Origin of the sequence: Streptomyces sp. NBC_01283, assembly GCF_041435335.1 — a bacterium.
In the GTDB taxonomy this organism is placed as follows: domain Bacteria; phylum Actinomycetota; class Actinomycetes; order Streptomycetales; family Streptomycetaceae; genus Streptomyces.
The window spans coordinates 9225287-9247781 of the sequence record NZ_CP108430.1 but is presented as its reverse complement, the minus strand read 5'-3'; the positions used below and the strand labels follow the sequence as shown (position 1 = coordinate 9247781).

The following is a 22495-nucleotide window of genomic DNA, read 5'->3' as shown; positions in this document are numbered from 1 at the left end:
CCGGTGGGAGTCACGGCGCGGCTTGGGAGAGGCTGCCGGAAGGGTCCCCGGCCGGGGCGGTGGGGGCCGGGGCGGTGGGGGCCGGGGCGGTGGGGGCCGGGACGGCGGTGGGGGGCGCCGCCGGCTCGGCTGCGCCGCCCAGGCGTGCGTACCGGTCCGGGTGGGCCCGGCGCAGCCAGGAGGCATGGGCGACGCCGAGGCCGCCGGCCACCAGCAGGAGCCACGGCAGGGCGGTGACGGCGGGTTCGGTGGTGCCGGTCAGCACGTCGAAGTTCGACACCACCAGAACCGCTGCGGTGATCAGCCCCAGGGCCCCCAGGGCGGGCGCGATGACCGTCGCCCAGCGTCCCTCACGCCGATTGCGGAAGTAGCCGATCACGGCCACCGAGGCCACGGCCTGCAGCAGGATGATGCCGAGGGTGCCAAGGCCCAGCATGCTGGTCGACATGTTCACGTACGGGTCGAGACCCGCGAGCGCGAACAAGGCGACCACCACGGCACTGATGAGGGACTGGACCAGACTGGCCCGGTGCACGGAGCCGTGCCCCGCGTGCGTGGAGTGGAGGGCGGAGGGCAGCAGCCCGTCGCGGCTGAGGGCGTACATGTACCGGTTGGCGGCGTTGTGCAGCGCCAGCCAGGCGGCGAACAGGCTGGTGCACAGCAGGACCTGCATGGTGACGGTGGCCGGATGGCCCAGGTAGCTGTCGCTGAGCAGGAAGAACAGGTCGCCGAGGTGTCCCTGGGCCTGGGCGGCCACCCGCTCGGGTCCCAGAGCGCCGACTGCGACCCAGCTGGTCAGGGCGTAGAACGAGGCGACCGTCAGCACGGCGATGACGGTGGCGCGGGGCACGCTGCGGTGCGGCGCCTTGGCCTCCTCGCCGTACAGGGCGGCCGATTCGAAGCCGAGGAACGAAGCGAAGCCGAACATCACGGAGACCCCGAGCCCGGGGGCGAACACCTCGTGCGGGACGAAGGAGGCGGAAGGCAGAGCCGCGCCGCCGTGACGGACCAGGACGGCGATGTCCAGTGCGACCAGGATGGCGATCTCGCACACCATGCAGATGGACAGCAGCCGGGCGCTGAGGTTGGCCTCGCGGTGGCCGAGCATGGCGACCAGGAGCAAGCCGAGTCCCGCCCACAGCTGCCAGGGCAGGTCGAGGCCGTGCGCCGCGGCCACGCTCTGGGTGAAGTAGGCGAAGGCGCCGAGCACCCCGACCGTGGCGGCGTTGTAGGCGAGGACCGCGAGCAGTCCCGACCCGGCCGCCGCCCGGCGGCCGAGGCCGTGCGCGATATGGGTGTAGAAGCCGCCCATGTGGCTGATCCGCCGTGCGATGGCGGCATATCCGGCGGAGAAGCACAGCAGGGTCAGGCCCGCGAAGAGGAACATGGCCGGCACACCGGGGCCGGTGCCGATGGCGAAGGCGAGCGGGACGGTGAACACCATCGCGGCCAGGGGGGCGGCCGCGGCGATGATGATGAACACGATCTTCGGAGTGGTCAGCGTGCGCTGAAAGCGTGCGCCCCCCTCGGGCAGAGGTGTGCTGGTCATGAAGGTCTCCAGATGAGGACAACGGCATGGAACCGAGCGGAGGATCACGCTCGTAGGAGGATCACGCGCGTATGAGGGCGAGTGGGCAGATCCATGGGCTTCAGCGCCGTATCGCCACGGCGAACGAGAGATCCGCCTCCGCGCGCGTCCACAGGGGCACCGATTCGCCGCGGTACGTCGCGATCAACGCGCCGTCGGACTGCTTGAGGTCGATCTGCCAGAACAGGAACTCCTCCAGCGTGTCGATGCCGTTCATCGCCTTGAAGGCGGCCTCCTTGGCGGCGAACAGGTCGCGCGCGGTGTAGGGCCCGATCGGGGCGAGCAGCAGACGCCGCTCCTGTTCCCGCAGGAGGAACGCGGCCATGCGCGGGGTGATGACCGCGGACTCGATGTCGACGCCGACGGCCTCGGCACCGGGGACCACCGCGGCGATCGCGAGCCGGTCGGTGTGGGAGATCGAACCGGCGAACCCCCGGGGGAAGAGTGGTCTGCCGTCTCGGGCCCGTGGCACCGTCCGCTGGAGCGATCCGGCTGCGGCCAGTGCCGCGGCGGCCGCACGACGTCCGGCCACGAACTGCTCGGCCGGTCCGTGGGGCGCCGGCACCGGAGACGTCTCCATTGACATCTCCGGTGCCACGCCCCGGGGCACGGCCGGCTCAACGGTCACCGTGTGGCCCTCAGTTGCGCAGCGCCACGACGTGGCCTGCCAGCGAGTCGATCGAACGCAACGCTTCCGGCCGGACGTCGTCGTCCCATTCAAAACCGAACGCGTCCTCCATCGCGACCAGCAGGGCGACCAGCGCGGTGGAGGGGACCCCCGCCTCGCGGAGCGACACGGCGTCGTGCACTCCGCTGACGAAGGAGGGGCCGCCGAACACGTCGACCAGCAGCTCGCGAATCCGCTGCCGTACCTCCACCGCCGTATCAGACATGCGCTTCCGCTTCGCCGATGAACTTCCGGACGAGCTCCTGGAAGCCCACCGGGTCGTCGAGGAAGGGCACATGGCCGGCCTTCGGCATGATCGCGCAGCGGCCGTTGGGGAACATGGCGGCCAGCTCGTGGCCCGCCGTCGGGCCCAGCAGGATGTCGTCGTCGCCGAGGGCGATCAGCGTGGGCGCCTGAATGCGGGTCAGCAACTCGGAACTGGCGTCGCCCTGCTGAGCGAGCGTCAGGCCGTTGTTGAGCTCCTCGGGCGTCGACATGGCCAGGAAACTCTCCCGCAGGCCGAGGAAGCCCGGAACGCCGTACTCCTCGATCATCTCCGTGCTGACGAACTCGGGGTACATGTGGGCGAACAGCACGGGGATGTCGTGGCTGTTCAGCGTCCGCAGCCAGGCCCGCTGGAGCATCCGGTGGCGCCGCATCTGCGGGCCGATGACGGGTCCGGCGAGCACGAGGCCCCGGACCCGGTCCGGGTAGGCCAGGGCCACGTCACGGGCGAGCTGGGTGGAGGCCGACGAGGCGAGCAGATACGTCGAGTCGATCTCCAGCGCGTCGAGCAGCCCGACCAGGTCGGCCGCGTGCTCCTCCCAGGTCGGTTCCTCCGGCATCCGTGTGGAGTGGCCGTGGTTGCAGAGGTCGTAGCTCACCACGCGGTGGTGCTTGGCGAGTTCGTCGGTGTAGTCCCGCCAGAACGGAGCGGTGAAGAAGAAGTTGTTGAGCGTCGTGATGGCAATGCCCTCACCTGTGGACTCGCAGTAGAGTTCCACGCCCTCCCTGGTGGGTATCGGTGCTGTGTCCTCGCGGTAACTCAGGTCGTGGTAGTAGTCGCCCTGCGCTGCGTCAGCCGACATGACTTTCCGCCCTCTCTTTGGTCTTGACGAATGCGGCCCCCGAAAGGACCTGTGCGAATGTGGCGACGACACCGGCCGCCGGGACTTCGCCGGAGATCGCGCCGCAGGATTGGCCGCAGTACAGCGCCATCTCTTCGATACGACCGCTGGTCGCCTCTGTGGGCACCGCCGAGCTGAAGCGCGGCACCAGGTACGGCTTGCCCTCGACCACCGTTTTGCCGATGAACTTCGTGGGCTGCTCCGGATCGGCGGTGACGCTCGTGGCGAGCACGCGGTGCCGTCGGCCCGGCCATCCGATCTCGTACACATCGGTGATCACGGTGTCGGCCTCGTCGGCACCGGTCACCGCCGACTTGAACCGGGCGTGGGCCCGCGATTCGTGGGCGACGACGAAGGCGGTGCCGAGCAGCACCCCGTCGGCGCCGGCGGCCAGGGCCCGTTCGGCCTCCTCGGGCGAGCCGATCCCGCCCGAGGCGACCAGGCAGGCGTCGGGCACCAGTGCGCGCAGCGTGCCCACCAGGTCGTCGCGTCGCGACGTGCCAAGGAGGTGACCGCCCGCCTCGGTTCCCTGGACCACCACCACCGCGCCCCGGGCGGCCGCGTGCATTCCGTCGTCGGCGGTCCCGATCTGGACCACCGTCTGCCGCCCCGCCGCGGCGACCCGGTCCAGGACCGCGTCGTCGGGCATTCCGAAGAAGGACAGGTGTACGCGCTGCGGTGTCTCCTCGAGCACCTGCGCCACCTGCCGGTCGAGCTCGGCCGGCCCGACCACCTCCGGGATCAGGTTCACGCCGACCGGCCGGTCGGTGCCCGTGACCAACCGGTCGAGCATGGCCGACAGCGCGCCGCCGGCCAGTTTGTAGCCGCCCACGCAGCCGGCCGCCCCGGCGTTGGACACCGCGCAGGCCAGTTCCGTGCCTGCGACGCCGCCCATGCCCGACTGCAGCAGGCTCACCTCCAGGCCGAGCACCCCGGCCGCGGTGGCACGCATCAATTCAGGCTCTCGACCACGGACGCCGCGGCGTCCGCGCCGCCGAACCGGTCCGTCAGGGCGTGCACCCAGCGCTCCAGGCCGAAGGCCAGGCAGCTCGTGTGCGCGGTGTCGTCGCCGGCCCTGATGCCGCACCGGTCACCGAAGAAGTTCCGGTGGTAGTTGACGGAGCCGATCGCCAGGCCGCCCACGACGAACTCCTCCTTCACCGGGAAGAGCCGCTGCATCTTGGCCTTGCCGCTGTTCTTGTCGAAGAACGGGTCGGTGGCGACCTCGATGCGAAGGTCGAGCCCGAGCTCGCTGCACAGGGCCACCACGGCTTCCTTCGCACGGATCAGATGGCTCTTGGCCGCCTCCTCCGGTCCGACACAGACGATCTCGCGCATGGAGAAGCCGAGCAGGCGCTGCAGGCCCTCGTAGTGGTCCTCGTTGCGAAAGCACGTGCCGACCGTGGTGCGCAGTACGCCGTCGGCGGGCAGTACGGACCCGGCCAGGTCTACGTAGATGGAGTAGCAGGAAGCCGAGGGAAGGGCGAAGGCGGTCGACTCCATCACCTCGGCCGGCATCCGCTCGACCGGTCGCGAGGTGGTGGCCAGCTCGCCGGCCAGGAGCCCGGGATCGAGCCGGGTCGCGGCGAGACCCAGATGCGGGAAGTTGTCGTAGTAGTCGAAGGTGTCGAGGTCCTGGCACCGCATCAGGAACGGGAACCGGAACTCGGGAGCCTGCCAGTCTGCGGCCAGGCGCAGGAACACCGCGTCGATGGCCCGCAGCAACCTGAGCTGGCTGCCGTCGAGAACTCCCAGGCCGTTGTCGGTTGTTGTCGTCAGCATGCCGCTTCCTTCATGAAGAATCGGGTTTCGAGTGCCTTGAGGGTGCGGAAGTCGTCGAGGTTCAGGTCCTCCGGGTCGATCGGTTCACCGGTCAGCTCTTCGAGCAGGAAGATGAACTCGACGAACGCGAGCGAGTCGATGGCGCGGCTGTCGATCAGGTCCAGGTCTTCGGTGAGCGGCCCGATCTTGGAGTTGCGGCCCTGGATGAATGCGCGGATGGCCTGCATCGGTTCCGACATCACGCGATCACTTCCCGTCCCACGCCGGCCTTGGTGAGGAACTTCCTGGTGCGCTTGAGTACCTGGTCGTGTGCCTCCACCCGGGCGGGGTGCTCCAGGGCCTTGCGCCGCAGGGCCAGCGCGTCCGGGATGCCCGCGTCGCGGTAGGCGGCCGGGTTGTAGAGGGTGCCGATGCTGTACTGCAGGTAGTTCTCGAGGTACTCGGCGACCAACGGCACCTCGTCCGGGTCCCGCTTGGCCACCTGGCCGAGGAGATGGGTGAAGATCATCCGGCCGAACGCGACGTGCCGGCTCTCGTCCTGGTGATGCACCCGGTTGATCTCGCGGGCGATGTGCGGCAGCGACTGATCCGTGGCCATGCTCGCGTTGAAGTAGTCGACGAGCTCCTCGAATATCAGGATCCGCGCGAACACGATCAGCTCACGGGCCACCGATGAGAGGTGCTCCACCGAGTCGGCCTTCAGCGTCGGCTGGGCCGGGTAGAGCTTTCCGCCGTAGCGCAGGCAGAACTGCGCGAAGAACCACATGTGCTCGTTCTCTTCACCGATGAAGTGGTGCAAGAACTCCGAGACGTCCGCGTACGTTCGCTCGTGGATACGCATCACGACTTCACTCATCAGTTCACGGATACCGTGAATATTGAGGCTGAAGAAATTGATCGCCTCGTACCGGGTGAGGGCGATCTGCTGTTCCCTGGTGAGTTCGTCCCACATCGGGGTACCGGCGAGCGTGGTCAGCCCCTCGGACATCCACGGCAGATCCGGCTCGATGGATTCAGGCCAGTCGAACATCGTGTACGGGTTGTAGTAGCCGGTTTCGGCGAGATTCTCCAAACGATCCAGGTCCAGTACGACCGGTTCTATCTCACGTACCGCCATTACACTCGTCCTCCCAAACTGAATGGCGCGGGAAATTGATGTCAGCGCAGCGAGCGGATGTCCGCGCGCACGTGCACCGGCATCCGCGATCCGCATTCGTGGGTTGCAAAGGGCGCGTTTCCGGACGCGGTGGACGGGATCACCTTGTTGTAGATCGAGCCGAGGCACAGCTCCTGGAAGGCCTTGGTGTCCGACGACAGGCGGGCGGCGAGTTGCGCCTTGGCGATGTCCACCGTCTTGAGCACACCGTCGTCGTCCTCGACCTCCACGCTGGCGTGCGGGAGGTCGAGCGCGCCGCCGAGGACACCGCAGAACCAGCCGCGTTTCGCCTCGGCCCGGTGGCCGGCCGCACGAAAGCGCTCGGCCAGCAGCAGGCTCGCCGCGATGCAGCTGGTCGATCCCAGCCTGTGCACCAGCTGGTAGTCGGCCTGCATGGCGACCGGGATCATCTGCCAGCGGTATCCGGCCTCGAGGTAGTCGCGGGTGAGGCGCCTCAGTTCGGTGGAGACCAGGGGGGTGCGCACGCCCGTCGTGGTGACGGTGGCCGTGTACTCGGCTGTTCCCTCGCTCACTCGCGTCGGCGCCACCACATCGGTGACGGCCCCTCCGAACCGGACGGCATCGGGTGCCTCGAAGTGCCAGGGCGCTGCTCCGCCGCACTCGGCGCAGTCCAACCGGACCTGGAAGTCCCATGACTTGGGGTGCAGCAGGTCCTCGACCGGGCGGCCCGCGAAGCGGAACAGCATCCGAAAGGCGAGCTCAGGCTGCGTGTTTGACCTACCGGAATACATTCCGAGGTTGTACAGATCGTTCACGTCGAAGTGCCGCACGCCCGACTGCACATCGAACGGCAGACCTGCGGCGACCAGCGTCTCGATATCACCCGGACCGCACCTCAGCATTTCCTGCGCCGCTGACTCCGGCCGGGTCTTGCTTGAGTACGCGGCAGGAACGAATTCGATGGAATCCGCTACTTCTTCCCAGGCGCGAGCATCTATTTTCACGGCTTGAGGTGACACAGACCGTCCTTTCAAGCAAATACCGAGCCGACTGCCCGGCGCCGACTGTCCCGAAGTTAGCAGTCGTGGATTGCGATGAGGAACGGTGTTTCCACATGGATGCTCGTGCATTTCCCATGGGTGGCCTGGAGGAATCAAGCCCCGGTCATTAACAATCTCCCGTGGCGGCGCGGAGCGAAGAACCCGCCCCCGCCCGGCGACGTGCGGTGACCCGTGGCCGGGCGGGCGCCCGCCGCGATCGGGCCGAAGTGCGGGGCGGTGCCGGGCTGTTCAGCGGCCGGCGGACGCGCGGCGACCGGGGCGGGCCGCGCCCAGCGGCGTGGATGAGCGGCGCGGCGCGGTGCGTCTGTCGGGCCTCGGCCCGCCTTTGCGGGCCCGGGCGGCCGTTGGCCGGCTGCCCGGGCCCGCCCGGCGAGCGCCGCTCCGTACTGTGCTGTGCTGTGCTGTGCTGTGCTGTCAGTCCATTCCTCGCACGAGCTGGGGTTCGTCGTTGCTTTCGTCCTCCTCACCAGGCAGCAGCAGTGGGGGCGCGATCAGGGCGTCGTGGTGCAGCGTGTACACCTCTTGCTCGTCGATCACATCCATGCGGTCGCTCCTCTTCATAGGGTTCACGGTTCGCAGGTTCTGTCAGGGGAGGCGGACCACCTGGGCCGCGAGGCTGAGTTCGGCGCCGAAGCCGACCAGGAGGGCCAACTCGCCCGACAGCGCGGGAAACTCGGCCAGCAGCGTCGCGATGGCCATGGGGATCGATGCGATCGAGGCGCTGCCCGACAGGCAGGCGTCATGGGCCACCGTCACATCGCGCGCCAGCGACAGGAGGGTTGCCGCCTCCCGGCGTACGCGTCCGTCAGGATGACGGTGCGAGACGAGCGCGCGGATGTCCTGCGTGCGCAGCCCCGCACGCTTCACCGCCGCCCTTGCCACCTGAGCCGGCGTCGCGCCCTCACCCCAGGCGGGAGTGCAGATACCGGGCTCGTCGCCGGCCTCCAGGAGGACGGCTCCCCCGCCGGCGGCGCTGTGGAGTCCCGTGGTGCCGGCCGCCTCGGCGGTGCCCGTGTCGTGCGCGCGCTCGGCGCCGACGACAAGGACACGGTCGTAGGTGCTCGCCGATACCAGGCAGCGCCCCAGTTCCAGTGCCGAGCAAAACCCCCCGGAGGTGGCATCCACGTCAAGTGCGGCGCGCGGGGTGCCCTCGAGCCGGTCGGCGACGGCATGCGCCAGGTGCTGGCGCTGGTCGCGCTTGCTCAGCGAGGCAACGAGCACGCAGTCCACGTCGTCGGTGTCGACACCGACGCGGGCAGCCGCGTCGGCGGCCGCGCGGGCGCCCATGGATGCCAGGCTCTCCTCGGTGCCGGGCGGGGGCCCATCGGTGCCGGCCGCGGGCCGGCGTGCCTGATCGCCTTGGGCGGCGTAGGCACCGCTCAGGGCGGCGGGGACGATCGCACGGTGGGGGTGGTATCCGGCGACCGACCGGATCTGGGCATGGCGTGATCCCCATCCCACGAACATGTCTCCCCCTAGGGCATGCGAGGTCGTGAGCCGACTGTTGCGCGGCCGCTTCGCACGAGGACGCTGCTGACACGCGTCAGGAGTGCGAATCTAGGTTCGCCTCGTGCAGGGGAGCAAGGGTCGCGCACCGGTCTGCACTGCCCTGCGAGTCACCTTCGAGAGGATGTGGATGCAGACTTCAACGAAAATGAAGTCGCGCTGGGGCAGGAAGAGTGTCGTGCCTGGTGGGGCGTGGTGCCGCCACGGTGAGTACTCGTGGTGCATGGCCGGCCGTGGTGGTGGACCGGCCGGCCACGGCTGCGCTCAGCTGACCGGTGCGGGCGCCGTGCGGCCGTCGAGCAGTGCGTCCTGCGTGATGTCGGAGGACGCCTTGAGGATCGAGCGCTGCAGCCGTCGCACCGGAGCGCTGGGCTCGAGCCCGAGGTTGCGTACCAGAGTGCCGCGCAGCCGCTGGTAGACGTTCAGCGCGTCGCCGCCCCGGCCCGAGCGGTACAGCGCGAGCATGAACTGGCTGTGCAGGCTCTCGTGCATGCTGTGGCGCTCGACCAGGACGGTGAGCTCGGGGAGCAGTTCGCGGTAGCGTCCCAGGCAGAGGTCGGCCTCGATGCGCTGGTCGAGGGCGCACAGGCGGGCTTCTTCCAGCCTGCGCGTCTCCATGTCGAGGTGGCTTCCCGCGTTCACATCGGCCAGCGCGGGCCCCTGCCACAGGGCGAGCGCGTCGCGCAGGGTGCGTGCCGCGCCCGCGTAGTCCTCGTTGTCCATGGCCCGGTAGCCCTCGTTGCTCAGGCGCGCGAACTCGCTGTAGTCGCGGGTGCCGCCGCCGGTCTCAAGCCGGTAGCCGCCCGGCGAAGTGACCAGTAAGTCCTTGCCGGTGCGGCCCTCGGACCGAAGGCCGTCGACGCCGATGAGGGCCTCGCCGATGAGTTCACGCAGCTGAAGGATGTAGGTCTGCAGCGTGGCTCGCGAGCTGCGCGGCGGCTGCGCGCCCCACAGCTCCTCGGCCAGGGTGCGCGTGGGCACGGCCCGGCCGGCGTTGAGGGCCAGGAGAGCCAGGACCTGGCGCGGCTTGGGGGCTGTGGGAACTACCTGCATGCCGTTCAGTCGTACGGTAAAACCGCCGAGCACTTCAATGTCCATGTCCGTCTCCCGGTCCGCACAGAGCCTGCACGCGCTGCTTCCTGACGTGCCGCCGGGTGTGGGATCCGACGCAAGGCCCCCGAATACAAACAGCATAGTCGGTTTCTTAGTGGGTGCCAAGGGAGTCTGGAGCGGGGCGCGACGGCGGGAAGGCTGCACCTGGAGGGCCCATCCAGGAAGGCCCAGCTCACAGGGCACGAAAAAAACCGCCTGACTGGTACTTTCCGGGGGATGGTGCACCAGCCAGGCGGCGTACAGGTGGCGGAGGTGTCAGGAGCCCGCGAACTGCAGTGGAACGCTCGTCCCCGCGGGGGCCACCTGCGGCAGCACCAGGCGCCAGAACGTGGTGAGAGTGGGGTGCGCCAGCCACCGGGGGTCCCGCCGGCCGAGTTCCTCCAGGCCCGCGGTCACCGCGACCACGAGGCCGGCCACGTGGCCGGGCACCACCTCCGAGCGCAGCCCTCCGGCCCCCTGGGCATGCTCGAGCACCGAGGCGACCCAGCGCTGCCACAGATCGCAGACTCTTCCGCTGCTGCCCATTTCCACGGTATGGCCTCCCAGTTCGAAGCCGGCCCGCAGCACAGGGTCGGCCGCCAACTGTTCGACCACCTGGTAGCTGGCGTCCACCACCAGCCGTATGGGCCCTTCCGGCTGCTCGAATTTTTCGCAGCGCTCGACGATGACGCGCAGGCGGTCGGCGGCCGCTTCCTCCACCGCCAGGGCGAGCGCCGACTTGGTCGGGAAGTGGAAGTGCAGTGCCCCACTACTGACTCCCGCAAGCCGGCTGATCACCGTGAGTGAGGCCGTGCGGTACCCCTCCCGGCTGAAGACCTCAGCGGCAGCGGTGATCAGGGCCTTGCGAGTGCGTACAGCGCGTTCCTGTTTGGCCATCGAGGTGCTCCATCGCTCCAGGCGGCCGTCGCTCGCGAGATGACGCGGGCGACGGAGACGACACCCCCGTCATCGGCACACCCCAAAGGGGGAACCGACGCCCATGCGAAGAACACTAACAAACCGCACAGGCGGTTTGTACCGCCTGAGGGCTACGCGCTGTCTATTTGGCGCAAAGAAGCCGCACCTCAGAAGGGTGCGCCTCTCACTTGTACCACCTCGCCGAGAGCGACAGAGACCTCAGCGCGGATCACCGAACCATTGCCGCAGGACTCCCCCGAGATCCCCATCATCGGATACCCACAGCACATAGCCGTCAGGCCGGATCACCGCGGATTCTGTTATTCCGCTAGGGAGTTGGCCTGCGGCGCGGGCGGTGTGCAGGACATGCGCCCACCCTTGGGCGGGGCGGGGAGGCCGCAGGGCGCCGCTGCTGAGCAGCAGCACGGCACGGCCCCTGGCCAGCAGCCCCACGAGGTCTGCCTCTTGCTGTCCGGCCAGTGCGATATTTGGCAGAAACCGGCCCCGCCAGCCGGAGTCCCTCCGCGCCGTGTCGCCGTCGCCGTAACGGGTGTCCTGCGCGCTGAGCATGCCGCCGAGGTAGGCACCGACATCGGGCAACGGCAGCAGATCGGCCATCAGGGCGCGCAGGGGATCGAGTTGCGGGTCCGGGCGCATGAGAGCCAGCTGGGCTCGGGTGTTGTCGAGGACTCGCTGTCCCGACGGTCTGCGCTCCTGGTCGTAGGTGTCCAGCAGGTCCTTTCCTGCCGTGCCGCGCAGGGTGTGAGCGAGTTTCCACCCCAGGTTCAGGGCATCGAGCAGACCGGTGTTGAGCCCCTGGCCCCCGACGGGGAAGTGCACGTGCGCGCTGTCGCCGGCGAGGAAGACCCTGCCCTGGCGGTAGTTGCCGACCAGCCGGGAGAAGTCGTTGAACCGGGACAGGTGCGTAGGTTCGGCCAGAGGGACGGGGTGGCCGACGATCCGCGCGGCCTCCAGACTCAGTTCCTCGACGGTGAGCGGGCTGCCGCGGTCGGGGTGCGGGCCCCGGCAGTCCAGCGTCATCAGCCTGCCGTACCCGTGCGCGTCGAACCTGGCGGTGGTCCAGCCGCGCTCGGTGCGCTGCCAGCCCGGCGCCAGCGCCGCCGGGTCCATCAGACGCACCTGCCCCATCAGGGCGGAGACGGTCGCGGGATGGACTTTCGCGACGAACCCGCACAGGTCGCGCACCGTGCTGCGGGCGCCGTCCGCCCCGATGAGGTACTCGGCGCGCACCTGCCCAGGACCTTGCGGACTCTTCGTCGTCACCTCGACGCCGTCCGGGTCCTGGGCGATCCGCACGGCCTGGCTGTCACGCAGGACGGTGACACCGCGGCTTTGTGCGACAGCCTCGAACTGCCTTTCCAGATCAGCCTGGGGGCACTTGACCAGGATGGGAGGTTCGGTGGCCGGGGCGGTGATGCTCAGATGCGGCAGACCGGCGAAGTGAAACGGTTCGCGATCGTGGCCCGCACGCTGCGCGCGGCCCGCTTGGACCTGCATGAGGCCTCGGCGGGCCAGACTCTGCACAGTCCGGGCGTGCAGGGTTCCTGCCCTGGGCTCGTCGGTCGTCCGCGGCTTCGACTCGACGACACAGGCCTCGACGCCGTACGCCCCCAGTTCGGCGGCCAGCAACATGCCGACCGGGCCCCCTCCGACAATCACCACTTCGGCGTGCCGTGTCAGCACGTCCGCCCCCCTTTCGATGTCCCGGGCCCTGGCCCGGGCAGTCAGCTGAAGCGATGTGCGTGATCTGTGGCCCAGGCCCGGTACGTGGTGGCCGGGCGCCCCAGAAGTCTGGCAAGGGTGGGGTCCACACCTTGCTTGGCCCCATCACCCTGGCGGCGGGCGCTGTCCAGCAGGGCCCGCGCGATGGGCTGGGGGTAGTGCTGTGCCCAGGCGGTGTAGGCACGCTCCAAAGAGATCTCGACACAGCGCACGGGACGTGCCAGGACCTGGGCGAGGTGCTCGCACTGCTCGGCAGGCGAGATCGCTTGAGGGCCGGTGAGGGCGTACTCCTGCTGCTCGTGACCGGCAGTGGTGAGGGCGATGACGGCGGCTTCGGCGACGTCGCGGGGATCGACCGATGCGTTGCGGGACTGCGGCTGTGGCGTCGCGACGGTGTGGTGGGCGCGGACCGAGCGGGCCCAGGAGAGGGTGTTGGACATGAAGGAGCGAGGACGGAGCAGCGTCCAGGCAAGGCCGCTGGCACGGACCCGGTCCTCGTTCTCGCGCTGCCAGTTGGTGATCAGGTCGTCGGCCCGGTCGTCGGTGACCGCGAGCGCGGAGAGTTTCACCACGTGCTGAACGCCTGCCGTGCGGGCGGCCGCGAGCAGATGTGCGTCGTGGGCGGGCTCCAACGGGTTCGCAGTGACCGCGAACAGGGCCCGGGCGCCCTCCAGGGCGCGCTCCAGCGAGCTCTGGTCGGCGAAATCGGCGGTGACGACGTCGGCGGCGGGTACCACTGCGCGCAGCCGGGAGAGGGAGCGGCCCAGCAGTCTTGTGGGGTGATCGGCGCACAGAAGGCGCGCCACGTGGCCCCCTACGGTGCCCGTGGCACCCGTCACGACAATCACCGGGCGCTCTCCGGGTCCAGCAGTATGGGGATCTCGCGGAAACCGTTGGTGATGAAGGACGGCGTCGGATCGAGATCTTGGACCGCGCGCGCCAGGCGCATCCGGGGAAAGCGGGCGAACAACGCGGGCAGGGCCACCGCCGCCTCCAGCCTCGCGAGCGAGGCCCCGGGGCAGTGGTGCACGCCGTGCCCGAAGGCCAGGTGGTCGTGGCGGTTCGGGCGGTCGGCCTTGAACTCGTGTGCGTCCGGGCCGTGCTGCTGCGGATCGAGGCCGGCCGCGGCGAAGGAGATGAGCACCGGATCGCCCTGGCGGATGACGACGTGCTCCCCCAGGTCGATGTCCCGCACGGCGAACCTCAGCGGCACGTAGGCCGCGGGGCCACGTGCCCTGAGGGTCTCTTCGATCACGGCGTCCCACCCGGTGGCGCCGTTGCTGACCTGCTCCAGCTGCTCTGGATGGGACAAGAGTTCCACGATGGCGTTCCCCAGCAGGTTCACGGTCGTTTCGTGCCCCGCGCCGATCATCAGCAGCAGGGTGTCGACCAGCTCCTGCTCGGTCAGCCGTGCGCCGTCGGTCTCCCGGGTCCAGACGAGGGCGGACGCGAGGTCGTCGGCCGGCGCCAGGCGTTTGGCCGCCACGAGTTCGGCGAGCACCTGGTGCAGGCTCTCCTGGGCCGCACGGACCTCATCGGCCGTGGCAGAGGTGCGGAAGGACTCACTGAGCCCGTGCCTGAGCAGGGGGCGTTCGGCCTGCGAGACACCGAACAGTTCACAGATCACCTGGATCGGCAGCTCCAGTGCGAAGTGTGCGATGAGGTCCACGGGCTCGTCACCGGGGCGCTGCGCCAGGGACTTGAGGAGGGTGGTGGTGTACTGCACCACCTGCGGGCGCAGGGCCTCGCTGCGCCGGTGGGTGAAAGCCCCCGCGATGAGGCGACGCAGCCGGCTGTGTTCGCCGCCGTAGGCGGAGAGCATGTTCTTGGCCGTGACCCAGTGGTGGAGCGGCCAGGCGTCGTCGATGCGGCCCTCTTGCAGCGACGGCCAGTGCTGGAAGGCGTCCTTGGACACGGCCGGGTCGCTCAGCAGCCGCTTCGCGGTGTCGTGCCGCGTGATGGCCCAGGCCATGACCCCGCCGGGAAGCAGCACCCGGCAGGCGGGGCCGTCCCCTCGCAGCAGGGCCGCTTCGCCGGCGAGGTCGCTGCCCGTCAGGTCTATCGCATAAGGGCATACAGAAGTGGCCATGTGGTGCACTCCGTCCTGGGGGGGTGACGTCTGCTGGGTACGTGGCTGTACGTTCCGGCATGCGGCGGGGCTTCACATACTCGTGGGCCGCACCTTGCGGTGCGGCCCACGTTCAGCCCTGGCCTACGAGAAAGGGCCGGTCGCCCCGCGGGTCTGGCGCCTCCCGCTGTGGCTCTGGTGTCTCCCGCAGGAGCTGATCGACCAGTGCCTGGACTTTGGCCCCTCGGTCGGCGGTGACGTCCAGTTGGACCAGCGCACTGGGCACGGCGGCACCTGCCATCAAAACGCGGTACAGCACGGCGATGCGGTCGCACAGGTCCTGCCGGTCGGTCATGGCCTGGGACATCAGCTGAACACCGGCGAACGCCCCGACGAACACCCCGGCCAGCTCTTTGGTGTCCACGTGCGGCTGCAGCTCGCCTGCCAGCCGGGCCTGTTCGAGGAGGCCTTCGCTCTCGCGCGTCCACGCCTCGAAGGGGATCTTGCGGTCCAGGTTGTCGTTGCCCGACCTCTCCAGGGCCAGCCGCACACTGCCCCGCAGCAGAGGGTCGACGCCCATCTGGTAGGCGAGCAGCATGCCTCGGTCGACCGCCTCCTGCAGTTTCAGGCGCTGGGACGGGACCGGGGGGACAACCTGGGCGTTCGCCTGGAGGACGCCTTGCGCGAGCTGCTCCTTGGACGCGAAGTGGAAGTAGAGGGCACCTTTGGTCACCCCCGACCGTGTGAGGATCTCTGACACGGTGGCCGCTTCATAGCCGACCTCGTCGAAGACCTGGGCGGCAGCCGCGAGAATCGCCTGCCGCGTTCTGACCGCGCGCTCCTGCTGGGCCATGCGACTCACCTCCAGGAACTGGCTGGGCAGAGCCCCTTGCTCCATCCCAAAAAAACCGGCAAGCCCGTATTCTATCACTCGCCCTCTGGCGCGCCCAGGTGTGCACGGGCTTCTCCGGGCCGGAAATGTGCCCCAGTTGCCCTGAAACGGGTTCAGAGCTCTGGTTTCTCGCGGTTTATTCGAACGCACAGTTGTCGAGAACCGCTTGAACAAAACCGGTGGGTACGTATCTTAGTGGTTCCAGCGCCATCTGCCCTGCCGGCCCCACCCTTCGAACAGCCGCCATGGAGACGCCATGACTGTGCTCGCCCACCAGACAGAGGCAGCAATACCGGCCCCCCGGCCCGCCGCCGGGGTCCTTTCCCCCCAACTCACCACCACCGTGCCACGCGAGTACGTACACCGCGCCTGCCTGGCCGAGGTGTTCCTCACCGGATGCCGCCAGGTGGACGGCACGCGGTTCGCTCTCACCGGCCAATGGCCCCGCGCCCACACGTTCTTCACCAGCACGGACGGACTCCGCCACGACCCGCTGCAGGCGGCCGAAACGATCCGCCAGGTCGGGATGTTCCTCGCTCACTCGGAGTGGGACGTTCCGCTCAGTCATCACTTCCTGCTCCACGACATGCAGTACGCGACCCATCCCGACCACCTCCTGATCAAGGACTATCCGAGCAACCTCGACCTGGAGGCCGACTGCACGGATCTGGTGTGGAAGGGCAACCGTCTCGCGCAGTTCGCCATGCACGTCACGATCACGCGCGAAGGACAGCCGACCGCGCACGGCAGCGGGCACTTCACCTGCATCGCACCCGCTACCTACCGTCGGCTGCGCGGTGAACAGAGTGCGGCCACGCCGTCCACCGTCCGGCCGCCCCTCCTCGCACCCCATCTCGTGGGCCGGATGTTCTCCCGCGATGTGGTCCTCTCCGAGGCCGACCGCCCCCAACGCTGGCTGCTGAGCACCGACGCCCGCCACCCGGTCCTCTTCGACCACATCGGCGACCACGTCCCCGGCATGGTCCTCATCGAAGCAGCACGCCAGGCTGCGTTCGCCCTGCTGTCCCCCCGCGCCTTCGCCGCCTGCGGGGCAACCACTGTCTTTCACCGGTACGTGGAATACGACGCCCCCTGCTGGATCGACGCCGAGGCTGTACCCGGCGCCGACGACGGGACGGCCCGCGTCGCCGTCACCGGATGGCAGAACGACAAACCGGTCTTCCGCACAGAACTCTCCGGCCAACTCGCCCCGGCCTGACCAGGGGAGCCTCCCCGCCCCAACCAGCACCCCAACCAGCACCCAGACCAACACCCCAACACCCAGCCTCGACACCCGGCCTCGACCCGACGACAGAACGACCCACACCACCAAGCACCAAGCACCGACCGGGCACCGGGCAGCAGCCGGGCAGCGGGCAGCGGGCAGCGGCCGGGCATGTCGGCGGACAAGTGAACGCGGCCCTGGCAGGATTTTCGTGAAGTGGGAGTGTGCCACCGTGCGCCGGTGACACTCCGTCACGGGTAGCGGCGTCGGAGTCCGGCCATGAGGACGACACGGTGACGCAGGAGTGGAACTCCGGCATGGCCGGCCATGATCCTCTTCTGGAGTTCAGGCCGGTGATCCGGCCTTCGTTGACGCCGGAGTTGAACGGGTGGTGATTCCCTCAACGACTGCGTGTCGGTCCTCGCCGATGGCTCTGGCCAGGCTGGCCAGGGTGGGAGAGGGCAGGCCGCGAGGTGTTCGAGCCAGTCCGGCAGCGGGCCGGCGTCGCGGGCGGCGAGCATCGCCGCGAACTGCCGCACCAGGTCATGGGTTCGGTCCAGCTCGGGGCAGTTCTGAAGCAGCCGCCGGAGTGCTTCGGTGGCGTGCAGGCCGCGTCGGGACGGTGTGGAGTATCTCGAACAAGCCCAGCACGCTCGCGTGAGTGCGGCGCAGTCTCCCCCAGGCCTGCGTCACCTCAGGACATCCACGCGGAGGCTGCCCCAGTTTCGTGAGCGTGAGCTTGGTCAGGTTCCCGATCTCTTCAGGAGCTCGCGCTACCTCGGCCGCGTCGGCGGTGCACACCACCCCAGGGCTCGGGAGGTGACCCGGGTCGCTAAGAGCAGCGACAGCGACTGGACGGCCGACGCATTGCTGCGCGTCTTCCGGGGAGACCGAGTCCACGGCCGAGCCCCCTTTAGGCCAGGAATGTGCCGTTCTGGTCCTTGTCCAGCTCCAGGTCCGATGACACATCTCGTGGCCGATGGGCTCATCCGCGTCGCTCCGTGGAGGTGTAGTTCACCGCTTCACGAGAAGGACGGCGACAGACGGACGACTCAGGAGGCGGACGGCTCGATCTCCCCAGCAAAGACGATGACCTGGTCAATGAGGTTCAGCCGCAGATGGACGACGTCCGTTCCCGCCAGACGGGGGCCTCCATCCGGCATGGTGAAGACCCACTGGTACCGGGCCCACTCGTCAGGCATGTCCACCGCTGAGCAGCGCACCATCGTGCCGGTCCCCGCTGGGTGGCGCCGGATGTCCAGCACGAACCGCTCGACCGCCGCGATTCCTTCGCTGCGACCCAACGGCCCCCAGAAGACCACATCTGAGGTCAGGGCCTGGGAGAGCAGGGCAGTCACATAACTGTCGTCCGAGGCGTTAAACGCGGAGATGAACGTGTCGATCGCGGAGCATGCCGTCTCTTCCTGCATACCCCAGTAATACCAGCCGTTGCGCGGGCGCTCGTCCCGCGAGCCGCCTTCCGATCACGGTGGGGACGCCACCTCATAAGCTCCCTGATCACTCAAGGGCGAGATCAGCCACGAGACCGCCCTCGTCTGGCCCACGGACATCGACCGGCTCGACTACCTCCGCCAGAGCCTGGACCGCCTTCCCACCCGCACGGGAAAGCCCGCCCACCGTGAGCGGCGCATGGCCGGCTCTGCCGTGCCCGGCCCCACCGCCCAAGCATCCCGGGCACCGGGCACCTTCCGGCGCCGTGTGTTCTGGCTGCTGCCCCACGACCGCGACAGCCAGCCCGAAGGCCTCTATGCCATCGCAGCCCCTGGGCGAAGCAGTGGATCCCCCTCCCCTCACGCCGTGCGTCAAGGAGTACCAGACCCACGTGCTCGAAGGGCGGCCCGCCGTCCACGGCGCTGAAGGAAAGGGGGATAACGCTCCCGCTGTGACGGCCCTCCTGCACGAGAGGCGTCAGTCCTCGTGCAGGAGCGATACCGCGCTGACGGGGCAGGCCCGTGCGGCTTCCCTCGCCATCGGAGGCACGTCGGCCGCCGTGTCCTGGCCGGCAAGCACCACACTGAACCCGTCGTCGTCCTGCGTGAACACCGCCGGCGCCGTCAGGGCACACATGCCCGCCCCCACGCAGCGGTCCAGATCGACCTCGATCCTCATCTTGTTCACCACCCCACCGGCAGCTCGAGCAGACCCTCAACCCTCAAGGCCGCGGGCCTGGAACGGATCTCCTTGGCCCGGCCGGCAAGCCGCAGCCCGGGAAGCCGTTCGAACAGACGCCCAAGCGCGATCTCGAGTTGAACGCGCGCGAGATCCTGACCCGGGCACGGACGGGCGCCGAAGCCAAAAGCCAGGTGCCGGCCTACGAAACCGTCCCGGTCGAGCGGGGCGGGCTGCGCGAAACCCGAGCCGTCCCGGTCGATGACCGCCGTCATGAAGAGGACGCCCTCGCCGGCCCGGATCGTGTGGCCCGCCACCTCAATATCCTCGACAGCGACCCGCAGCAGCCCGTCCGGCACCGGCCGATGCCCAAGGAGTTCCCCCACCACAGCGTCCATGGTTGTTTCCCCTGCCCGCACAGCCGCCAACTGCTCGGGATGACGCAGCAGCGTGAAGACCCCGCGCGAGATCATGCCGGCCGTCGTCTCGTGGCCCGCCCACAGCATCCCCGCCAGCGCGGTCAGTTCCTCCCGGCTCAACGGGCCACTCGGAGTGTCAGGGCGCATCAGATCACCGAGCAGCCCCTCGCCCGCCACGCGCCGCCTGTGGCCGGTCAACTCGCCCAGGTACTTCTCCAGTTCCGCACGGGCAAGGGCGGCCTCCTGCACGCTCTGGCCGCTCAGCAGCCGTTCGGTGCGTTCTTCGAAGAACTCGTGATCAATCTCCGGCACGCCCAGCACCGTGCAGATCACCCTCGACGACACGGGCAGCGCGAAGGTGGACGCCAACTCCGCCGGCGGGCCCTGCCGCTCCATGGAATCCAGCAACTGATCCACGATCCGCAGGATCCGCGGCCGCATCAACGCGGCCCGCCGCGCTGTGAAGAGCGGGCTCAGCAGCCGACACCGAGCCTCGCACTCCGCGCCCTCGACGCAGACCAGCGGCACTCCCCGCGCCCCGGCCGCGGCGAACTGCCCACCGGGCGCCGCAAATCCAGGCCATGTGCGCTCGCAGGACAGCCGTGCGTCGGTGAGCAGTTCACGGGCCAGCCCAGGCCCGGTGACGGCCCACACCGGCCTGCCGTCATGCCACGTCACCCGGCCCAGCGGTGAAAAGCCACGCAGCCGAGCGTGGCCCGCAGGCACCTGGCGGGGGCAACCGCGCCCCTGCGGGAGGAAGAACTGCGTGTCCTGCGGGTCCGCCGGATGGGGATCCCGAACGCTCAACTCGTCCATGATGCACCTCATGCGCCCAACAGCCTCGCAATCCCTCAACAACGGCGACCAAGCCACGGGTTCCAGGTTCTTCGGCACCCGCCGATGCGCCAACGCGCGGCACACCCACCCCGGGACACCGAAAAGACCGGCAACTCCGCACGGTCACAGGGCCGCGACCGCAACCCACAACCGACTATGACGCCACAACGCCCACACCGCACACCCCACCAACACCCCCCTGCAGCAGGCATCCAGCACACATCCAGCAAGCCTCCAGCACACGTCCAGCAAACCCCACACGCCCCACAGGCCGACTCCGCACCGGCACACACCCCAGCACGCCACGCGGTGCCAGCGACCCGCAAGACCGCCGCCCCGCCAAGGACGCGAAGGCCCCCCACCCGACAGAGCCCGCAGCCGGCCAAAGCGGACCACCGGACAGCATCCCCACACACCGGCAGTTCCCAAGTAGGGTTCCGAGTCGCCTCAAGCAGACAACGCTGCACAGAGGCTGAAGTAAGCAGGCGCGGCCACCCGACCGGCCACCAGAGAGCCACCACCACCCCCCGCTCCGAGGCACAACTCCCCCCCCACCACCAGGCACGGACCCGGCCGTGCGTGCTACGAAGCGGCGGTGTAGGTGACGGGGGTGTCCTTGCAGTGGCCGGAGGCAAAGACCGCGAGGGCGTCGAGTTCGGCCGGATCGGCCGCCAGGTCCCAGCGCAGCTTGGTGGCCGCCCACTCCGAAACGTAGCGGCAGTACGCGGCGGGCAGCGGCGGCAGCCACTGGGAGGGGTCCTGGTCGGCCTTGGCGCGTTTGGTGCGGGCGGTGACCGCGACCAGGGAGGCCGGAGCGGCCAGGTCGTTGGCGTAGGCCTCGCGGCGGGCCGGGCTCCAGGCGGAGGCACCCGAATCCCAGGCCTCGGCGAGCGGGACCATGTGGTCGACGTCGAGCGCCCTGGCGTCCTCGACTTCCTGAGCGTCGTAGTAGGACAGCCATTCACCACCGGTGATCTTGCAGCGCGCGCCGACGGACGGTGCTTCGCCGGCCTCGGCGATCAGTACCTCGGCGCGGGTGTTGCAGCCGTCGGACTTCACCGCACCGGCGCTCCAGTGCCTGAACGCGGTACGGGTGTAGCCCTCGCGGTGTTCGTCGGCGACCGGAATGCGGTGCACGGCGTCGGCCAGCGTCGTGGTCTCGGTGGGACCCACCGCCTGCACCGGCGACAGCGCGAGGAGAGGGGTCAGGGACAGGCTGAGCGCGGCAAGGCCGCGAACAAAGTTCTTGATCACCCCGGCAGACTGACCGCCGGCGCGCGCGGACACCGGGCACTCGACAGGAGCCTCAGCCGGGTGGGCGAAAAGGTTCACCGCAGAAACGTTGAGCCGCCCAGCACCGGGTGGCCCACCCTCATGGACGCCACGGCGCGGCGGCCGTCCCACCTGCCGTCTCTGCCCCTGCTTCCGCCGTGGGGGCGTGATGTACACACCCCTCACGTCAGCGACCGCTCTTCCTTGACACCCGATCAGGAAAGGGGGCCTGACCTGTCGTCTCTGACAGCCAAACGGGCACGTCGCAGATGCCTTTTTGCAGGAAGGCCCGGCAGGAAGGCCCGGCGGGAAGGCCTCGCGAGGCGCGGGGGCAGCGGGTCAAGGAGTGTTCTGGCGCCGCTTGGTGCGGTGCCAGAACGGTGAGCTCCTCCCCCGGCAACGAGGCAGCTCGGTCTCCTGGGTATCTGTGTTGCCGTTCTGAGCAACCTTCAAAGACTCGGGCATTTCCACCACCGTGCCGAACGGCACACCCACTGCGGCGTACGCACACCCAGCCCGCCCACAAAACCCTCCCAGAAGCTCAGTGTGCGGTCGGTGCTGACGCAGACGATGCCCTCCGATACGGTCCCAAGCCATGGCGAATGGCAACGGCGTGCCACAGAAGGTGGCGTGGATCCTGCTTCGGAACGAGCGGGTATTGGTGACGCGTAGTCATGGCAGAGATCGCTTCTACTTCCCGGGCGGGCATCGTGAGCCGGGTGAGTCCGACGGCCAGACCCTGGTGCGGGAGATCGATGAGGAACTGCAGGCGACGATCGACCCCGCTTCCATGGTGCACTTCGGCACGTTCGAGATCGGCGAGGGCCACCCGGATCACGGCCCCTTCCGGATGATCTGTTACACCGCCGACCACCGCGGTGGGCTGACCCCGTCGCGGGAGATCGCCGAGCACGCATGGTTCCGTTACGCCGATCGGGACCGAGTCTCGGCCGTGGACGAGATGGCCCTCCACGCGCTTCACGAGGCCGGGCGGCTTTCTTGATCCCGTGACCGCGGCCTTACGGTCGTTGCTGCGGTCTTCTCCTGCGGT

The 22495-nt window shown here is 69.0% G+C and carries 24 protein-coding genes; 3 read left to right on the top strand and 21 right to left on the bottom strand.

The genetic code is table 11. From position 1 onward, the window contains the following. Window positions 1-10: 10 nt before the first annotated feature. The 17 genes from OG302_RS41930 to OG302_RS41850 form a co-directional block, all read right to left on the bottom strand. Window positions 11-1549 (bottom strand): APC family permease, encoded by a 1539-nt coding sequence (locus OG302_RS41930; RefSeq protein WP_371524721.1) that lies wholly within the window; start codon window positions 1547-1549, stop codon window positions 11-13. Between the two features lie 100 nt (window positions 1550-1649). Beyond that, on the bottom strand, window positions 1650-2168 hold the full coding sequence (locus OG302_RS41925) for a 4'-phosphopantetheinyl transferase superfamily protein (RefSeq protein WP_371524723.1): 519 nt from the start codon (window positions 2166-2168) through the stop codon (window positions 1650-1652). 58 nt (window positions 2169-2226) lie between these two features. Then, window positions 2227-2481: a hypothetical protein gene (locus OG302_RS41920; RefSeq protein WP_371524725.1), complete on the bottom strand. Its 255-nt coding sequence runs from the start codon at window positions 2479-2481 to the stop codon at window positions 2227-2229. Then, a complete protein-coding gene (locus OG302_RS41915) occupies window positions 2474-3343 on the bottom strand; it encodes an alpha/beta fold hydrolase (protein WP_371524727.1) in 870 nt (289 codons plus the stop codon). The genes OG302_RS41920 and OG302_RS41915 overlap by 8 nt, the downstream gene beginning before the upstream one ends. Then, window positions 3333-4334, bottom strand: a complete 1002-nt coding sequence (locus OG302_RS41910) for an NAD(P)H-dependent flavin oxidoreductase (RefSeq protein ID WP_371524729.1) — start codon at window positions 4332-4334, stop codon at window positions 3333-3335. Before OG302_RS41910 ends, OG302_RS41915 begins: the two co-directional genes overlap by 11 nt. Further along, a complete protein-coding gene (locus OG302_RS41905; RefSeq protein ID WP_371524731.1) occupies window positions 4334-5164 on the bottom strand; it encodes a hypothetical protein in 831 nt (276 codons plus the stop codon). Before OG302_RS41905 ends, OG302_RS41910 begins: the two co-directional genes overlap by 1 nt. Further along, complete coding sequence (locus OG302_RS41900) at window positions 5158-5403, bottom strand: phosphopantetheine-binding protein (RefSeq protein ID WP_371524733.1); 246 nt, start codon at window positions 5401-5403, stop codon at window positions 5158-5160. Before OG302_RS41900 ends, OG302_RS41905 begins: the two co-directional genes overlap by 7 nt. Then, window positions 5403-6281 carry a diiron oxygenase gene (locus tag OG302_RS41895; protein WP_371524735.1) on the bottom strand — a complete coding sequence of 293 codons (879 nt, stop codon included), beginning with the start codon at window positions 6279-6281 and terminating at the stop codon, window positions 5403-5405. Before OG302_RS41895 ends, OG302_RS41900 begins: the two co-directional genes overlap by 1 nt. A 41-nt stretch (window positions 6282-6322) precedes the next feature. Continuing rightward, the gene (locus OG302_RS41890; protein WP_371524737.1) at window positions 6323-7285 is read right to left on the bottom strand and encodes a hypothetical protein; all 963 of its coding nucleotides are present in this window, start codon (window positions 7283-7285) and stop codon (window positions 6323-6325) included. A 471-nt stretch (window positions 7286-7756) separates the two neighbouring features. Then, window positions 7757-7885, bottom strand: coding sequence for a hypothetical protein (locus OG302_RS41885; protein WP_371524738.1), 129 nt, complete (start codon window positions 7883-7885; stop codon window positions 7757-7759). Window positions 7886-7927: 42 nt separating this feature from the next. After that, entirely contained in the window at window positions 7928-8809 is an 882-nt protein-coding gene (locus tag OG302_RS41880; protein WP_371524740.1) for a 3-oxoacyl-[acyl-carrier-protein] synthase III C-terminal domain-containing protein, read from the bottom strand. A gap of 303 nt (window positions 8810-9112) precedes the next feature. Further along, window positions 9113-9946 carry a BTAD domain-containing putative transcriptional regulator gene (locus tag OG302_RS41875; protein WP_371524742.1) on the bottom strand — a complete coding sequence of 278 codons (834 nt, stop codon included), beginning with the start codon at window positions 9944-9946 and terminating at the stop codon, window positions 9113-9115. A 270-nt stretch (window positions 9947-10216) separates the two neighbouring features. Next, complete coding sequence (locus OG302_RS41870; RefSeq protein ID WP_371524744.1) at window positions 10217-10837, bottom strand: ScbR family autoregulator-binding transcription factor; 621 nt, start codon at window positions 10835-10837, stop codon at window positions 10217-10219. Window positions 10838-11077: 240 nt separating this feature from the next. Next, on the bottom strand, window positions 11078-12562 hold the full coding sequence (locus tag OG302_RS41865; RefSeq protein WP_371524746.1) for an FAD-dependent monooxygenase: 1485 nt from the start codon (window positions 12560-12562) through the stop codon (window positions 11078-11080). Window positions 12563-12603: 41 nt separating this feature from the next. Beyond that, window positions 12604-13440: an NAD(P)H-binding protein gene (locus OG302_RS41860; RefSeq protein WP_371749975.1), complete on the bottom strand. Its 837-nt coding sequence runs from the start codon at window positions 13438-13440 to the stop codon at window positions 12604-12606. Window positions 13441-13445: 5 nt separating this feature from the next. Then, on the bottom strand, window positions 13446-14690 hold the full coding sequence (locus OG302_RS41855) for a cytochrome P450 (RefSeq protein WP_371524750.1): 1245 nt from the start codon (window positions 14688-14690) through the stop codon (window positions 13446-13448). Window positions 14691-14802: 112 nt separating this feature from the next. Next, the gene (locus OG302_RS41850; RefSeq protein WP_371524753.1) at window positions 14803-15522 is read right to left on the bottom strand and encodes a ScbR family autoregulator-binding transcription factor; all 720 of its coding nucleotides are present in this window, start codon (window positions 15520-15522) and stop codon (window positions 14803-14805) included. A 295-nt stretch (window positions 15523-15817) separates the two neighbouring features. On the opposite strand from OG302_RS41850, the gene OG302_RS41845 reads away from it, so the two are divergent. Then, a complete protein-coding gene (locus OG302_RS41845) occupies window positions 15818-16780 on the top strand; it encodes a ScbA/BarX family gamma-butyrolactone biosynthesis protein (protein ID WP_371524755.1) in 963 nt (320 codons plus the stop codon). Window positions 16781-17838: 1058 nt separating this feature from the next. Here OG302_RS41845 and OG302_RS41840 read toward each other — a convergent pair. Next, window positions 17839-18216 (bottom strand): nuclear transport factor 2 family protein, encoded by a 378-nt coding sequence (locus OG302_RS41840; RefSeq protein ID WP_371524757.1) that lies wholly within the window; start codon window positions 18214-18216, stop codon window positions 17839-17841. Between the two features lie 103 nt (window positions 18217-18319). Here OG302_RS41840 and OG302_RS41835 point away from each other — a divergent pair, with 103 nt between their 5' ends. Then, on the top strand, window positions 18320-18664 hold the full coding sequence (locus OG302_RS41835; protein ID WP_371750391.1) for a DUF6009 family protein: 345 nt from the start codon (window positions 18320-18322) through the stop codon (window positions 18662-18664). A gap of 51 nt (window positions 18665-18715) precedes the next feature. Here OG302_RS41835 and OG302_RS41830 read toward each other — a convergent pair whose 3' ends face one another. The 3 genes from OG302_RS41830 to OG302_RS41820 all read right to left on the bottom strand — a co-directional run bounded on the left by OG302_RS41830 (window position 18716) and on the right by OG302_RS41820 (window position 21426). Then, window positions 18716-18916, bottom strand: a complete 201-nt coding sequence (locus OG302_RS41830; RefSeq protein WP_371524759.1) for a ferredoxin — start codon at window positions 18914-18916, stop codon at window positions 18716-18718. A 5-nt stretch (window positions 18917-18921) separates the two neighbouring features. Next, window positions 18922-20151, bottom strand: a complete 1230-nt coding sequence (locus OG302_RS41825) for a cytochrome P450 (RefSeq protein WP_371524761.1) — start codon at window positions 20149-20151, stop codon at window positions 18922-18924. A gap of 603 nt (window positions 20152-20754) precedes the next feature. After that, entirely contained in the window at window positions 20755-21426 is a 672-nt protein-coding gene (locus OG302_RS41820) for an HNH endonuclease family protein (protein WP_371524763.1), read from the bottom strand. Between the two features lie 613 nt (window positions 21427-22039). Between OG302_RS41820 and OG302_RS41815 the strand changes: the two genes are divergently transcribed. Further along, complete coding sequence (locus OG302_RS41815) at window positions 22040-22447, top strand: NUDIX domain-containing protein (protein WP_371524765.1); 408 nt, start codon at window positions 22040-22042, stop codon at window positions 22445-22447. Window positions 22448-22495 lie beyond the last annotated feature (48 nt).